This is a genomic window from Actinokineospora sp. NBRC 105648 (assembly GCF_030269645.1).
Classification (GTDB): domain Bacteria; phylum Actinomycetota; class Actinomycetes; order Mycobacteriales; family Pseudonocardiaceae; genus Actinokineospora.
The window spans coordinates 76,472-90,801 of record NZ_BSTR01000031.1 but is presented as its reverse complement, the minus strand read 5'-3'; the positions used below and the strand labels follow the sequence as shown (position 1 = coordinate 90,801).

19 protein-coding genes are annotated in these 14,330 nt (G+C 71.6%); 7 read left to right on the top strand and 12 right to left on the bottom strand.

Going from position 1 to position 14,330, the window contains the following annotated elements; translation table 11 throughout:
• Positions 1-102 precede the first annotated feature (102 nt).
• Positions 103-534 carry an OsmC family peroxiredoxin gene (locus QSK30_RS24370; protein WP_285506098.1) on the top strand — a complete coding sequence of 144 codons (432 nt, stop codon included), beginning with the start codon at positions 103-105 and terminating at the stop codon, positions 532-534.
• A 158-nt stretch (positions 535-692) separates the two neighbouring features.
• Here the strand turns inward: QSK30_RS24370 and QSK30_RS24365 are convergent, their stop codons facing one another.
• On the bottom strand, positions 693-1,136 hold the full coding sequence (locus QSK30_RS24365; protein ID WP_285506096.1) for a DoxX family protein: 444 nt from the start codon (positions 1,134-1,136) through the stop codon (positions 693-695).
• 142 nt (positions 1,137-1,278) lie between these two features.
• Here QSK30_RS24365 and QSK30_RS24360 point away from each other — a divergent pair, with 142 nt between their 5' ends.
• Entirely contained in the window at positions 1,279-1,830 is a 552-nt protein-coding gene (locus QSK30_RS24360; RefSeq protein WP_285506094.1) for a DUF2020 domain-containing protein, read from the top strand.
• Between the two features lie 54 nt (positions 1,831-1,884).
• On the opposite strand, the gene QSK30_RS24355 is transcribed toward QSK30_RS24360, so the two are convergent.
• Positions 1,885-2,628 carry a hypothetical protein gene (locus QSK30_RS24355; protein WP_285506092.1) on the bottom strand — a complete coding sequence of 248 codons (744 nt, stop codon included), beginning with the start codon at positions 2,626-2,628 and terminating at the stop codon, positions 1,885-1,887.
• Positions 2,629-2,718: 90 nt separating this feature from the next.
• On the opposite strand from QSK30_RS24355, the gene QSK30_RS24350 reads away from it, so the two are divergent.
• Both QSK30_RS24350 and QSK30_RS24345 read left to right on the top strand, forming a co-directional pair.
• On the top strand, positions 2,719-3,273 hold the full coding sequence (locus QSK30_RS24350; RefSeq protein ID WP_502871878.1) for a peptidylprolyl isomerase: 555 nt from the start codon (positions 2,719-2,721) through the stop codon (positions 3,271-3,273).
• Positions 3,274-4,197 carry a rhomboid family intramembrane serine protease gene (locus tag QSK30_RS24345; RefSeq protein WP_285506088.1) on the top strand — a complete coding sequence of 308 codons (924 nt, stop codon included), beginning with the start codon at positions 3,274-3,276 and terminating at the stop codon, positions 4,195-4,197. It abuts the gene before it with no gap.
• A gap of 7 nt (positions 4,198-4,204) precedes the next feature.
• Here QSK30_RS24345 and QSK30_RS24340 read toward each other — a convergent pair whose 3' ends face one another.
• A complete protein-coding gene (locus QSK30_RS24340) occupies positions 4,205-4,633 on the bottom strand; it encodes a PH domain-containing protein (protein WP_285506086.1) in 429 nt (142 codons plus the stop codon).
• Between the two features lie 141 nt (positions 4,634-4,774).
• On the bottom strand, positions 4,775-5,041 hold the full coding sequence (gene crgA / locus QSK30_RS24335; protein ID WP_285506084.1) for a cell division protein CrgA: 267 nt from the start codon (positions 5,039-5,041) through the stop codon (positions 4,775-4,777).
• 146 nt (positions 5,042-5,187) lie between these two features.
• Here crgA and QSK30_RS24330 point away from each other — a divergent pair, with 146 nt between their 5' ends.
• On the top strand, positions 5,188-6,069 hold the full coding sequence (locus QSK30_RS24330; protein ID WP_285506081.1) for a class E sortase: 882 nt from the start codon (positions 5,188-5,190) through the stop codon (positions 6,067-6,069).
• Positions 6,069-6,224: a hypothetical protein gene (locus QSK30_RS24325; protein ID WP_285506079.1), complete on the top strand. Its 156-nt coding sequence runs from the start codon at positions 6,069-6,071 to the stop codon at positions 6,222-6,224. Before QSK30_RS24330 ends, QSK30_RS24325 begins: the two co-directional genes overlap by 1 nt.
• A gap of 6 nt (positions 6,225-6,230) precedes the next feature.
• Here QSK30_RS24325 and QSK30_RS24320 read toward each other — a convergent pair whose 3' ends face one another.
• The 7 genes from QSK30_RS24320 to QSK30_RS24290 are packed head-to-tail and all read right to left on the bottom strand — an operon-like array spanning position 6,231 to position 11,469.
• The gene (locus QSK30_RS24320; protein WP_285506109.1) at positions 6,231-7,463 is read right to left on the bottom strand and encodes an APC family permease; all 1,233 of its coding nucleotides are present in this window, start codon (positions 7,461-7,463) and stop codon (positions 6,231-6,233) included.
• Entirely contained in the window at positions 7,451-7,657 is a 207-nt protein-coding gene (locus QSK30_RS24315; protein WP_285506078.1) for a ferredoxin, read from the bottom strand. Before QSK30_RS24315 ends, QSK30_RS24320 begins: the two co-directional genes overlap by 13 nt.
• A complete protein-coding gene (locus tag QSK30_RS24310; RefSeq protein WP_285506077.1) occupies positions 7,654-8,931 on the bottom strand; it encodes an NADH-ubiquinone oxidoreductase-F iron-sulfur binding region domain-containing protein in 1,278 nt (425 codons plus the stop codon). Before QSK30_RS24310 ends, QSK30_RS24315 begins: the two co-directional genes overlap by 4 nt.
• Positions 8,928-9,491: a ferric reductase-like transmembrane domain-containing protein gene (locus QSK30_RS24305; protein ID WP_285506075.1), complete on the bottom strand. Its 564-nt coding sequence runs from the start codon at positions 9,489-9,491 to the stop codon at positions 8,928-8,930. Before QSK30_RS24305 ends, QSK30_RS24310 begins: the two co-directional genes overlap by 4 nt.
• Positions 9,488-10,384, bottom strand: coding sequence for an FAD:protein FMN transferase (locus QSK30_RS24300; protein ID WP_285506074.1), 897 nt, complete (start codon positions 10,382-10,384; stop codon positions 9,488-9,490). The genes QSK30_RS24305 and QSK30_RS24300 overlap by 4 nt, the downstream gene beginning before the upstream one ends.
• Positions 10,381-10,638, bottom strand: coding sequence for a hypothetical protein (locus QSK30_RS24295; protein WP_285506072.1), 258 nt, complete (start codon positions 10,636-10,638; stop codon positions 10,381-10,383). Before QSK30_RS24295 ends, QSK30_RS24300 begins: the two co-directional genes overlap by 4 nt.
• Positions 10,639-10,650: 12 nt before the next feature.
• Entirely contained in the window at positions 10,651-11,469 is an 819-nt protein-coding gene (locus QSK30_RS24290) for a hypothetical protein (protein ID WP_285506071.1), read from the bottom strand.
• Positions 11,470-11,568: 99 nt separating this feature from the next.
• Here QSK30_RS24290 and QSK30_RS24285 point away from each other — a divergent pair, with 99 nt between their 5' ends.
• Positions 11,569-12,213: an aminodeoxychorismate/anthranilate synthase component II gene (locus tag QSK30_RS24285; protein ID WP_285506070.1), complete on the top strand. Its 645-nt coding sequence runs from the start codon at positions 11,569-11,571 to the stop codon at positions 12,211-12,213.
• Positions 12,214-12,315: 102 nt separating this feature from the next.
• On the opposite strand, the gene pknB is transcribed toward QSK30_RS24285, so the two are convergent.
• Positions 12,316-14,307, bottom strand: coding sequence for a Stk1 family PASTA domain-containing Ser/Thr kinase (pknB, locus tag QSK30_RS24280; RefSeq protein WP_285506068.1), 1,992 nt, complete (start codon positions 14,305-14,307; stop codon positions 12,316-12,318).
• Positions 14,308-14,330: the final 23 nt, after the last annotated feature.

Here is a 14,330-nt window from a genome sequence, read left to right as displayed (position 1 = left end):
GCTTTCGTGGATGCATTGGGTGTGGCGGGGTGGCGATGCGGGGGGTGGGGTGGGCGGGTTGACTGGTGGGGACGGTTGATTCGTGGTGGAGGAGAACGGGCAATGACTGATCGCAAGGCGACGACGGTGTGGACTGGGGACCTGGCTCGGGGGAAGGGTGAGGTCAGCCTGGACACCTCGGGGGCGGGGGCGTTCACCGTCTCGTTCCCGTCGCGGGCGCAGGAGGCCAATGGGCAGACCAGCCCGGAGGAACTGATCGCGGCGGCGCACTCGTCCTGCTACTCGATGCAGCTCTCGGGGTTGCTCGGGGCCAACGGGACGCCGCCGGAGCGGATCGAGACGAACGCCGTGGTGACCTTCGGGAAGAAGGGGGAGGGGTTCGGGATCCTCGGGATCGTGCTCACCGCACGGGCTTCGGTGCCGGGGCTGGCGGCGGAGAAGTTCGCCGAGCTCGCCGAGACGGCCAAGCAGATCTGCCCGGTCTCGGCTGCCCTGACCGGTACCGAGATCACCCTGGACGCGGCCCTCGCCTGATCCTCGCCTGAGCTGCGGCGGTGTGGCGGGGGCGCTGGACGAGAGCGCCTGCCCGCCACACCATGCGAGTCGGCGCCACCCTCGCTGGTGTGCGGCGCCGGAAGAGCTGAACCGTCTCCCGTTCGGGGGAGGGGACGGTCACGGTTCACCGGTCTGGCTCAGGCGGCCAGGCCGGCCCGCTCCTCGCGGACCCCGGTCTCCTGCTTGCCGCGGGAGAACACCGCGTCGACGGCCCACTTGCCGGGGCCGGTGAACGCGAGCAGCAGGAACGCCCAGGCGAACAGGGCCGCGGTCTCGCCGCCGTTCTGCAGCGGGAGTGTGCCGATCTCCTGGTGCACGGTGAAGTACGCGTACGCCATGGAGCCCGAGCACACGATCGCCGCGACCCGGGTGCCCAGGCCGAGGGCGACGAGCACGCCGCCCACCAGCTGGATCGCCGCGGCCCACCAGCCCGGCCACGCGGCGAACGCGGGAACCTGGCCGCCCTTGGGGCCGCCCAGCACGTTGAACAGCGTTGCCGCGCCGTGCGTGGCGAACAGGAAGCCGATGACGATCCGGAACAGGGCTAGTACGTGGTCCCGTGTTCTGTCGAACAGGTCCATGTCTGGCTCTCTTTCATTCGGAACAACAGGGGTGTCATCCATCCGTGGCCGTGGCCACACTGTGAGTAATGCCGTGCAGCGCCATCGGGTTCAATGAGTGGCAGGGACCACACTTTGCGTGATCTGGTTGACTTGCCCCGCCATGAAACGAGTCGTGATCATCGCCGCGCCCCTGCTGGCTCTCGCGGCCTGCGCCACCGAGCAGCCCGCGGCCGCGCCGCGGCCCAGCTCGCCCGCCGCGTCCATCGCGCCGTCGCCCGGCGGGAGCGGGTCGGCCCCGGTCGCGGTGCCCGCCGCGCCCGAGCCGGTCGCCGACGGACCGTGCCCCTACCTGACCAGCTCGGTGGTGGCCGAGGCCAACGGCCAGCACGTGACCAAGGTGCGCACGTCGGCGGACAAGCCCCAGCCCGCGTGCTTCTTCTACCGGCCGGACGGCAGCGTCCAGCTGACCGTGCGGATCTACGTGGGGGAGGCCGCGGTGGCCAAGGCGCTCGTCGACGAGGCCGCGCCGATCGCCACTTCCAGTCCCGCGTCGTCACCCAGCGGGTGGAAAGGTGGCTCTCTTTCGGGGGATGGCAAAGCCGTCTACGCGGTCGCCAAGGCGGGGACGGCGGTGGTGGTGACCTCGAACCAGGAGCAGACCATCAAGGCGCGCCGGATCACCGAGACGGTGATCAAGAACCTGAAGCTCTAGACACGCCGGTGGCCGCGTCCCACTTCAGGGACGCGGCCACCGGCCGTACTGCGCTCAGTTCTTCTCGGAGGAGATCGGCTTGGCGGGCTTCGCCTGGCCGTTGCGCTCCGCCGCCGGGGCCTCCGGCTTGGGCTTCTCGACCGACTCGGCACCAGTGCTCTTGGCGGTGGTCGCCGCGGTCTCGGTGGTCTTGGCCACCGGCGGCTTCGGTGCCGCGGGCTGCGGCTCGACGCGCGCCGGCTTCGCCTGCGACTTGCCGCGCAGCGCGACGGCCGCACCGGCGCCGACGCCGAGCAGCGCGAGCAGCCACGGCCACCGGCGACGCTTGTTCGCCGGGTCCTTGGCGGCTTCCTTCGCCGCGGCGCGAGCTGCCTTGATCTGCTCCTGAAGCTCACCGCGGTACTGCTTCACCTGCGGCTTCAGGTCCTTCTTCAGCTGCTTGACCTGCGCCTTCACCGGTCCGGCCGCCTTGGTGGCGCGCTTGGCCGCGGGCGACTTCGCCGCGTTCTTGCGCGCCTGCTTGGCCGCCTTGGCCAGGTCCTTGCGGGTCTGCGCCGCGGTCTTGGCCAGCCGCTTGCGGGTGCGGCGGGTGGTCTCGAGGACCTCCTGCCGGGCCACCTGCGCGGTCTCGGCCAGCGCCTCGGCCACCTGCTGCGGCGCGACGCCCTTGGCGGCGAGCCGCTGCTCGGCGACGTGCGCCGCCTCGGCACCGGCCTGTCCGGCCCGTACTGCACCTTGGCGCACCGCGCGCCAGCCGGTGCCGACGGCCTTGCCCACCGTCTCTCCGGCCCGGGTCATGGCTTCACCTCGTCCATCGTGTGTGCTCCAGGGACTTGCCGACCCGCTCAATCCTGCCCCTTCCGGACGGATCCCGCCGAAGATGGCACGATGATGGGCGTGGCAGACAGCAACGAATCCCTCGTCGGGACCAAGGTGACCGCCACCCTGCACACCTCGCAGGGTGACATCCGGATCAACCTCTTCCCCGACCACGCTCCCAAGACCGTGGCCAACTTCGTCGGTTTGGCCGAAGGCACCAAGCAGTACAGCGAGAACAACGCACAGGGCGCCACGTCGGGCCCGTTCTACGACGGCTCGATCTTCCACCGGGTGATCGAGGGCTTCATGCTCCAGGGCGGCGACCCCACGGGCACCGGCCGCGGCGGCCCGGGCTACCAGTTCGCCGACGAGTTCCACCCGGAACTGCAGTTCAACAAGCCGTACCTGCTGGCCATGGCCAACGCGGGCGCCAACACCAACGGCTCGCAGTTCTTCATCACGGTGGGCCCGACGACGTGGCTGAACTTCAAGCACACGATCTTCGGCGAGGTGGCCGACCAGGAGTCGCGGACCGTGGTCGACGCCATCGGCCGCACCCCGACCGGCCCGAACGACAAGCCGGTCACCGATGTCGTGATCACCAAGGTCGGCATCGAGCGCTAGGTGAGCACACCACCGCACCAGCCTGAGGACCGGACGCGGGCGGGCCTGCCCGCCTGCGTCCGGCACCCGGACCGGCCGACCGCGCTCAGCTGCACCAGGTGCGACCGGCCCGCCTGTCCCGAGTGCCTGGTGCCCGCCTCCGTCGGGTTCCACTGCGTCGACTGCGTCAACGAGGGCCGCCGGTCGGTGCGCCAACCGACCACGGTCGCCGGGGCCCGGCTGGCCGAGAAGCCGGTGCTGGTGCCGGTGCTGATCGCGATCAACGTCGCGATGTTCGCCATCACCGCGGCGCTGGCGAAGGACCTGTTCAACAACGAGCGGTCCGAGCTGTTCCACCGGCTCAGCGAGTACCCGCCGCTGGTGGCCGACGGCGAGTGGTGGCGGGTGCTGACCAGCGGCTTCCTGCACTTCGGGCCGATCCACCTGGTGGTGAACATGATCGCGCTGTGGTTCCTGCGCGACATGGAGATGCTGCTGGGCAAGGTCCGCTTCGCCGTGGTCTACCTGCTGGCCCTGCTCGGCGGCAGCGCGGCGCCGTACCTGTTCGGCGGTTTGAACGTCGAGGGCGCGGGGGCTTCCGGGGCTATCTACGGCTTGCTCGGTGGGCTGGTCGTGGCGGTCATCCGGCTCAAGCAGGACAAGCACGTGCTGATGAACGTCATCGGCGTGCTCGCGGTGAACCTGGCGATCAGCGTGTCCATCCCGAACATCTCGCTGCTCGCCCACCTGGGCGGGCTGGTGATCGGCGCGCTGGTCACCGCGGCGATGGTCTACGCGCCCGCCAACGGGCGGATCGCGTGGCAGGCGGGCACCGCGATCGCGGTGCTGGTGCTGCTGGTGACGGCGTTCATCGTGCGGACCCCGGCGGTCGAGGACCTCTACCAGGTCTGCGCGCTGGTCAACTTCCGCGCGCCGGACTGCTGAGCTGGTTTCAGGTCCGCAGTCGCAGGAGGTCGTTGACGACCTCCTGCGGGTCGACGCCGAGGTCGAGCCTGCCGAGCAGCACCAGGGTGGGTTCGGCCGCGTTGTCGGCGTCGATCTCGACGGCGGTGGAGTCGCGGCCGAACCTGCGGGTGCGGACCAGCCGCACGTTGACCTCGCCCCAGGTCCAGTGCCTGCCCCGGGTCAACCCCCGGACGGTTATCCCGGTCGAGTCAGCGGCGAGCCGAGGGCGCGCGAGGGTGCCGAACAGCGCCAAGAGCCCGAGCAGCAGCGCGGCGACGGCGAGCAGCAGACTGCCCCGAAGATCGCCGATGAGCACCGCGACCAGGGCGGCGACGGCGGCCAGTAGCCAGCCGACGACCACGACCTTGGGCTCGGCGGCCCACGTGCGAGAGCTGTCCCCAGGCGTCACGGGCATTCATCCACAGTAGTTATCCACAATGGGGATGACTTACATCCATGTGGTTCAGTCACTGCCCGCTGATTGGCGTAGCGGCGGTGACCCTGCGCGGTGAACGGCACGGGTACCTCGGTCCGGTGCTGGGTGACCAACCGCAGGTCAGCGCCACCGCATGGTCATCAGCAGGCCCGCGATCATCAGCGAGAAGCCGATGGCGAAGTTCCAGTTCCCCAGGTCGGCCATGAAGCCGATCTTCTCGCCCGCGATGTAGTTGACGACCAGCCAGGCGAGGCCGATCAGCATCACCCCGAGCATCACCGCGATGTAGATCGGGTGTGACGGCCCAGCCGGCTTCACCTTCACAGGCGTGCGGCGGTCGGCCGGCGGGGTGTACGCGGCCTTCTTGCGGACCTTGGACTTCGGCATGCTGTCCTCGCCTGACGTGATGCGTTGGATGCGGTCGTGCTGGCATGGGCGCAACTCCCGCCGATGCAACACGTTAACGTAGCTGAGCAGGTCGGCGAATCACCAGTCGCCAACGATGCGGAAATAACATGCGGAGAGGAGCCCGCGTGACCACTCCCGACCCGGGCGGCCCGACGCCCAGTGGCCTCGTCGGCCCAGGTGAGCGGCCTGAACGGCCTGACACGCTGCGCTCCGTCATCCGCACCATCGGTGAAGTGTTAATGACCGCCGGCCTGGTGGTGCTGCTCTTCGTGGTCTACGAGGTGTACGTCACCGACCTCGTCTCCGCGGGCAAGCAGCGCGAGGCGACGACCGCCCTGGACGACCGGTGGAAGTCCGACCCGGCCGCCGCCCCCGAGGACCCGGAGCGGGTCGAGCGGTTCCAGGGGCTCGCCGAGGGCTCGGGCTTCGCGAAGATGTACGTGCCCGCCTTCGGCACTGACTACTCGTTCACCATCATCGAGGGCACCACGGAGAAGACCCTCGAGATCGGCCCCGGCCACTACACCGGCACCGCCTACCCCGGTGAACCCGGCAACTTCGCGGTCGCCGGGCACCGGGTGGGCAAGGGTGCCCCGTTCAACGACGTCGACCTGCTGAACTCCTGCGACGCGATCGTGGTGGAGACGCACTACAGCTGGTTCGTCTACCGGGTGCTGCCCAAGTCCGAAGAGGTCGCGGGCTGGGCGGCGGGCAAGGGCGCCGACCCGCGCTGCCGCGGCGTCTCCCCGCTCGGCGGGCCGTACGCCCAGGTGGTGGGGCAGGAGATCGTGGCCCCCTCGCAGGGTGCGGTGATCGCGCCGGTGCCCGGGCAGCTGGGTGCCGAGGCCAGTGTGGGCGAGCAGGCGACGCTGATGACGCTGACCACCTGCCACCCGCGCTTCTCCGACCGCGAGCGGCTCATCGTGCACGCGGTGATGGTGCAGCAGTGGGCCAAGGACCCGGCCAAGCCCGGCGAGACCCCGCCCGAGTTGAAGGAGACCAGCTGATGTACGGGTGGATCTGGCGGCACCTGCCCGGCCCCACTGCGGTGCGGGTCGTGACCGCGGTGGTGCTGGTGCTCGGTGTGGTGGCGCTGCTGATGTTCGTGGTGTTCCCGTGGGTGGAGCCGAAGCTGCCGTTCAACCAGGTGACGACCCAGTAGCGCTGATCAACCAGTAGGTCCTGCCCAAGCAGTAGCCCAGGTGCGCAGCAGCAGTCCGATGCCCAGCACGCCGGCGCCCGCCAGCGCGGAGACCGGTGGGAGGGTTGCGGCGAGGACGGCGCAGCCTGTGAAGCCCGCGAGGTTGAGCGCGCGTGGCCAGCGGCGTTGTTCGGGCGGCTGGCGGTAGGCGCACGCGTTGGTGATCGCGTAGTAGGTGAGCACGCCGAAGGACGAGAACCCGATCACCCCGCGCAGGTCGCCCAGCAGCACCAGGCCGCAGACGACCGCGCCGACGGTGATCTCCGCGCGCGCCGGGACCTGCCGGGTGCTGGTCGTGGCGAGGAAGCGCGGGAGGTCGCGGTTGCGGGCCATCGCCATGCTCGTGCGGCCGATGCCGGTGATCAGCGCCAGCAGCGCCCCGAGGCTCGCGGCCGCGGCCCCGACCCGGACGGCGGGGGTCAGGCTCGGGTAGCCGGCTGTGGTGAGGAGGTCGGTGAGCGGTGCGCTGGAGGTGGCCAGGCGATCCGGGCCCAGGACGAGCAACAGCGTCACGCCGATGAGCAGGTAGAGCGCGATCGCGCCGGTCAGCGCCGCTAGGACCGCGCGCGGGATGGTGCGGCCCGGATCGCGGACCTCCTCGGCGAGGGTGGCGATGCGGGCGTAGCCGGCGAAGGCGAAGAACAGCAGGCCGGCGGCTTGGAGGATGTCCAGGGGGCTGCCGGTGGTCCACTGCGGGTGGTGGGCGGCGGGTAGCGCGAGTGCCGTTGTGGTCAGCAGGACAACGAGGACTACCGCCAAGAGGACCTTGGTGGCCAACGCCGTGCGCGTGATGCCCGCGCAGTTGACCGCGGTCAGCACCACCACGGCGGCCAGGGCCACCGGCCGCTCGAAGCCGGGTGCGGCGTAAGCGGCGAAGGTCAGGGCCATGGCGGCACAGCTGGCCGTCTTCCCGATCACGAAACCCCAGCCCGCGGTGAAACCCCACCACGGGCCGAGGACCTCCCGGCCGAAGAGGTAGGTACCGCCGGAGGCCGGGTAGGCCGCGGCGAGCTGGGCGGAGGCGGTCGCGTTGCAGTAGGCCACGAAACCGGCCACGGCCAGCGCGATGAGCAGTCCGCTGCCCGCGGTGGCCGCGGCCGGGGCGAAGGCGGCGAACACCCCGGCGCCCAGCATCGAGCCCAGGCCGATGGCGGTGGCGTCGAGCGGTCCCAAGCGCCGGGCGAGCGTCACCTGGGCGATGGTGTCAGCCGCAGCGCCAGCCGGGGGCAGAGGGTCACCGCCCGCCTGGCGTGTTTGCGCAGGTGGTCGGGTACGGCGCTGTCGGCGACGATCGGGTAGCCCCACTCGTCGAGGTCGACCAGCTCGGGGACCAGTTCCGCGCACACGCCGTGGCCGTCGCACTCGATCATGTCGACGGTGAGCCTGTCGGTCATCGCCAGCCCTCGCTCGGGTCGGGTGGGGTGGGCAGGGGGAGCGCGCCGGGGTGGCGCAGGCCCGGACAGCCGGGGCCGCCCAGGTGCGCGCGCACGTCGGCGGCGAACACGCGCAGCGCGGTGGCCACCAGCTTCACCACCCCGTCGGGGTGCGCGCAGGCGCCGCGCTTGTCGACCACGCCGAGGCGGAAGCGGAGGCGGTCGAACGCGGTCTGGTCCCGGCCCCAGGTGAGCCGGGCCAGGTCGTCGGCGATGGCGGGCAGGCCGTTGAAGCAGGGTCCGCACTGGCGGGCGTTCTGCGCGGCCAACCAGGACGCGACCCGCGCGGTCTCGGCCAGTCCGCAGGCGCCGCGCGGCAGCGCGAAGACGACACCCGCGCCGGGGGACGCGTCGACCTGGCGCAGGGCCTCCGGGGTGAACGGCAGCGCGAGTGCGTCCGCCGGAACCCAGTTGCCGCCGTAGCCGCCGACCAGGATCGCCTGGAGCGGGGCGGTTTGGCCGCCCGCGGCGTTGAGGATGTCCCAGCCGGTGGCGCCGGTCGGGAGCTCGTACACGCCGGGAGCGCGGACGGCGCCGCTGACGGTGTGCAGCGCGGTACCCGGCGCGTCGCCGGTGCCGGTGCGGCGGAACCACTCCGGGCCGTTGCGGGCGATCGTCGCCAGGTGCGCCAGAGTCTCCACATTGGACACCAGGGTTGGTTTGCCGCGCACGCCGGACTTGTAGGTGGATACCGAGCGGGGTTTGCCCGGCCCGCCCTCGACGAACTGCGCCAGCGCCGTCGACTCGCTCGAGACGTACCACCGGGGTGGTTCGACGACGGTGACGATGAGCCTGCTGCCCCACGCCGCCGCCGCGCGTTCGGCGACCAGGCGCCGGAGACCGTCGGCCAGGCCCGCGCCGCGGTGCACGCACACGGTGATCTCCTTGGCGCCTACAGCGAGGGCGGCGAGTTCGGCGCCGTCCAGCACAAGATGCGGCACCGTGCGCAGGAGCAGCTTGTCCTTGCCTGCGGCGGGTTCGCTCTCCGCGCCGTTGACGATCACGTGGGCGCCGCCTGCCGCGCGGCCGTTCTCCGCGACCGCGGCGAGCTTGCGGCCGGTGGGGAACCACGCGCCACCCCGGCCGCGCAGACCGGCGGCTCCGACCATGTCGATGAGGTGTGGCACCGCCTGAGCGGGGAAGGGACCGCGCCTGCGAGCGTGCTCGGCCAGTCCAGCGGTACTGCCCGCCAGCAGGCGCGGGCCGTCGAAGCGGGTGATCAGGGGTGCGCTCACATCGGCCTCCGCAAAGCCACTCTCCGCCAACCCGCCAGCCGGTAGCCGCCGGAGACAACCACGGCGAGCACGCTCACCGCGACGACCACGAGCACCCACAACCGATCCGTGCCGATGCCGACCGTGTGCGCGACGGCGACCGGCCACGACACGTAGGCCAGCCAGTGCACGTACCGCCAGACGCGCAAGCTCAACCGGGTGCGCAGCAGGCTGGTGACGATCAGCGCCAGCAGCAGGTCGAGCGCGATCGCGCCGAGCCCGACCCACAGCGGCCGGTAGTCCGAGGTGAACGGGACCAGCGCGTCGACCAGCGTGATCGGCACGAACGAGTCGAGCAGGATCGCGGTCACGTGCAGCAGCACCAGGACGATGGCCACCATGGACACGCTGCGGTGCAACGACTCCGTGACGAACCGCGGCCAGCGCGGCGAGTGCACCCGGCCCGCGGTGAGCAGGCCGAGGGCGACGGCCGCGGTGAACAGGGCCAGCGAGACGAACCCGCTCGCCCGGGACAGGTACCAGTAGCTGCTCTCCGAGAGCAACGGTGCGGCGATAGTCACGCTGCCACCTGCAGTTCGCTCGGCCAGTCACCGATGTGGATGACGGCGCCGGAAGCGGCTACAAGCCGGGCCGACAGCCCGTGTGCGTCCAGCCACCCAGGCGCTCGCGGGCCGAGCACGACCGCCGCGGTGGCCGCGGTGTTGGCCTGCGCGCACGTGCGTGCGGCGACGGACACCGCGCGCCAGGTCCGCGGTGCCGGGAGGCCGGTCGCCGGGTCGAGGATGTGGTGCAGCACCTGATCGGCGCGGCGCCAGGTGCGCAGCGTGGTGCTCGACGTGGCGAGACCGCCGGAGCGCAGGGTGACGACCTGGCCGCCGTAGGCCGCGGTGTGGTCCTCGGTCACCCGGACCCGCCAGGGCTGGGTGGTCCCGGCGATGGCGAGGTCACCACCGAGGTTGACCAGCACGCCGCCACCGGACTCGGCGGCGATCCGCGCGGCGGCGGCGTCGGCGGCCCAGGCCTTCGCGGTGGCGCCCAGGTCGAGCCGGACGCCGCGGGGGAGCCGGACCGACCGGGCGGCCACGTCGAGCTCGATGTCCCGCCAAGCCTGGCCGGGCACCGCGGTGGGTGGGGTCGGAACCGTCGCGAGATCGGCGAAGGTGCGGTCATAGCCGACCGCGGTCATGGCGATGCCGAGGGTCGGGTCGACCAGGCCCCCGGTCGCCTCGGCCGCGTCTAGGGCGGTCGCCAGGGCCGCGATGAAGATAGGGTCGAGGTCGGTGCCGCCGCCCACCCTGTTCACTGTGGACAGTGTGGAGTCCGGGCGGAAGCGGCTGCACGCACTGTCCAGTTCGGACAGGAAGGCGCGCAGCGCGGCCTCGGCGGGCGCCAGGGCGCCGGTGACCAGCAGGTGCGCCGTGGTCCCGATGGCGGTGAAGCGGGTGCTGTTCACGATCCCCCCGAGGTGGTCTGCTCGTCACCGCTGGAGCTCTCCGGGCGGTCTTCAGCGGGTGCGAGGGTGGGCTTCTCCTTGGCGGACTTGCCTGTGTAGTCGGCTTTCTCGGACTTCGGCATCGGGGCGGTGGCGGCGATCGCGGCCCCGATGCCGAGCGTCCCGGCCACGCTGAGGGCGACCACGCCGACGGTGACCTTGACGACCTTGGCCGCGGCGGCGTCGCGGTGGGCCGGGTGCAGTGGGCGGACCATGGGCTGTGCTCCTCAGCTCGCGTCGGTCGGGGTGGGCAACCCGGCGCTCGCCGCCTGGCGGGCGGCGGCGAACTGGGCGTTCGTGGTGGCGCCGCGCAGCAGCGCCTCGGCCTCGGCGTACCTGGCCGGGTCGTCGGTCTCGCGGCCGAGCCGTTCGACCAGCTCGCGGGCCTCGTCGCGGGTGGCCCGCGCGCTCGCCTTGGCGCGCCTGCGGGACAACCCGACCCAGGCCGCGCCCGCGAGCACGCCCGCACCGAGGCCGAGCGCCACCCAGGGCAGCACGTTCGCGGTGTCGTCCTGGTCGCGCGCGGTGGCGGCGGCGCAGGTCGGCGCGGCCTTGACGGCGCTGACGAAGTCGGTGAGCGCCCGGGTGAGGTCGCTGTTGCCCCCGGTGTCCAATGTGGACTTGTTGGCCGCGATCGCGCCGGACGCGGCGAGACCGGCCGCGCCCGCGCACAGCACCTGCGAACCCGCGTAGAAGTAGCGGCCCGCGACCACCGCGATGGTCTGCCCGGGCAGGTCGGCGGCCAGCCGCCGGGGCAGCGCGCTGACCTCGCCGACCCCGGGCCCGGCGGGCAGCACGGCGATCTTGATCGGCCGGTCGCCGATGGCCGCCTCGACGGCGGCGACGTCGAGCTGCCTGCCCGCGGCCGGGTCGAGCCAGACCGCCCGGTCGCGCAGCCGGGCGACGGCGTCGTCGACCGGGGCAGCGGTGACGTCGAGTAGGACACCGGTGACAGGTGTGGCCGCGGTGGCGGTTGGCGTGGCCGCGGTCGCTGGGACGGCGAGCAGCGCCAGGGCGGCCGCCGAGCGGAGGATCGACCGGACCACGTGCACCTCCCGGTAGTGGGTATCGGTGCACACACGGACCAGATCCGGGCGCGGTTCAACCCGGCGGCTATTTTTCGGGCGTCCGGGTAAGTTGGCCCCATGCGCGTCTTGGTCGTCGACAACTACGACAGCTTCGTCTACAACCTCGTCCAGTACCTGGCGCAGCTCGGCGCCGAGTGCGAGGTGTGGCGCAACGACGCGCCCGAGCTCGCGGGCCCGCTCGACGGTTTCGACGGCGTCCTGGTCAGCCCCGGCCCCAGCACCCCCGAACGCGCGGGCCAGAGCGTCGACGTGGTCCGCCGCTGCGCCGAGGCGGGGGTGCCGGTGCTCGGCGTGTGCCTCGGCCACCAGGCCATCGGTATCGCCTGGGGGGCGACGGTCGACCGCGCGCCGGAACTGCTGCACGGCAAGACCAGCAAGGTCCACCACACCGGCGCGGGTGTCCTCGCCGGACTCCCCGACCCGTTCACCGCGACCCGCTACCACTCGCTCACCATCGTCCCGACCACCATCCCGGACGACGAGTTCGAGGTCACCGGCCGCACCGAGTCCGGCATCGTGATGGCGATGCGGCACCGCACGCTGCCGATCGAGGGCGTCCAGTTCCACCCGGAGTCGGTGCTGACCGACGGCGGCCACCGCATGCTGGCGAACTGGATGGCCACCGCTGGGCACCCGGTCGAGGAGCGCCGGGTCGCCGAGCTGGAGCGGACGATGCGGGAGCTCACCCGCGCCCTGGCCTGACCGCGAGAACCCGATGACCGCGAGAACCTGAAGACGAGAGCGGCCCCTCCCGAGTGGATCGGGAGGGGCCGCTCTCGTGCTCGACCAGCTCGACTAGCTCGTTTACCTCGTCGGTGTGGACGGTCCGGTCGGGAACCTGGACTTGCCGATCGCGATCCCGATGGTCTCGTCCTTGTCGATCTTGGAGCCGGGCTGCTGGTCCTGCTCCAGGATCTTGCCGATCTTGTCGAAGTCGTTGGTGGTCTGGTCGAGGGCGTTGAACACACCCGTCCAGCCGCGCTGGCGCAGCAGGGCGTCGGCCTCGGCCCGGGTCTTGCCCTCCAGGTTGGGCATCTCGATCTGCAGCTTGTCCGCCTTCGACACGCTCAGCACGATCGTGGTGCCCTTGGGCGCCTTGCCGCTCTTCGGGCTCTGGTCGACGACCTCGCCCTGCGGGCGGTCGGAGGACACGTCCTTGCGCTGGACCTTGAAGCCCGCCGCCACCAGGTTCTTCGACGCGGTGTCGTAGTCCTGGCCGACGAGGCTGGTCACGTCCTGGGAGTCCGGCTCCTTGCCGATGATCAGCTTGATCTGGGTGCCCGGGTTGACCTGGGCACCGGCGGCCGGGTTGGAGTCGACGACCTTGCCGATCTGCTTGTCGTCGGTGACCTCGACCTGGTCGGTGGCCGGGGCGGCCTGCAGCTTGGCCTCCTGCAGGATCTTCGCGGCCTCCTGCGGTGACTTGCCGTTGAGGTCGGGGACCGAGACCTTGCCCGGCGCGACGCCGACCTTGAGGGTGACCCGGTCGCCCTTGCGCACGTCGGTGTTCGCGGTGGGGGTGGTGTCGATGACCTTGCCGATGGCGTCCGCGCCGCACGGGCCGGGCTGGCCGTCGGCGGTCTGCTCGCAGGCCACGGTCTCCCGGGCGACCTGCAGGCCCTGGGCGGTCAGCTTCGACTGGGCCTCGGCCTCGACCTGGTTGCGCACGTCCGGGAGCTTGAAGGTGTCGCTGCCGGTCGGCTTCTCGTCCTTGCTGCCCAGCAGCACGAACAGCAGTCCGATGAGCGCGGCCACGATCAGCGCGACCAGGACGACGAGCCAGGTGCGGTTCCGCTTGCGCCTGCGTTCCTCGTCGTCGTTGCTGTAACCGTTGTAGTCGTCGTAGTCGTCGGAGAGGACCTCGGGGCGGTGCCTGCCGCGGACCTCCTGCTGGCGGTTCTGGCCCAGCACCGCGGTGCGGTCCTCGTCGGTCATCACCATCGGGGCGGCCGGGCGCTGGCCGGAGAGCACCCGGACGATGTCGGTGCGCATCTCGGCGGCCGACTGGTAGCGGTTGGCCGCGCCCTTGGACATCGCCTTGAGCACGATCGCGTCCAGCTGCGGGCTGACCCGCGGGTTCAGCGCGGACGGCGCCCTCGGGTCCTCCCGCACGTGCTGGTAGGCCACCGCGACCGGGGAGTCACCGGTGAACGGGGGCTCGCCTGTGAGCAGTTCGAACAGCACGCACCCGGTGGCGTAGACGTCGCTGCGGGCGTCGACGGCCTCGCCGCGGGCCTGCTCGGGCGAGAGGTACTGGGCGGTGCCGATGACGGCCGCGGTCTGGGTGACCGCCACCTGGCCGTCGGCGACCGCGCGGGCGATGCCGAAGTCCATCACCTTGACCGCGCCGGTCTTGGTGATCATCACGTTGGCGGGCTTGACGTCGCGGTGCACGATGCCGTGCCGGTGGCTGAAGTCCAGCGCGGCGCAGACGTCGGCCATGATCTCCATCGCGCGCTGGCCGGGGAGCGGGCCCTCGGTCTTGACGATGTCGCGCAGCGTCCGCCCGTCGACGTACTCCATCACGATGTAGGGCAGCGGGCCGGTCTCGATGCGGGTCTCGCCGGTGTCGTAGACGGCGACGATCGCGGGGTGGTTCAGCGCGGCGGCGTTCTGCGCCTCGCGGCGGAAGCGCTCCTGGAACTGCGGGTCCCTGGCCAGGTCCTGACGCAGCACCTTCACCGCGACCTCGCGACTGAGCCGGACGTCACGCCCGAGGTGCACCTCGGACATGCCGCCGTAGCCGATCGTCTCGCCGATCTCGTAGCGGTTGGAGAGCAGTCGCGGTGTGGTCATCGGTGCGTAGTCCCGCTCCTAGT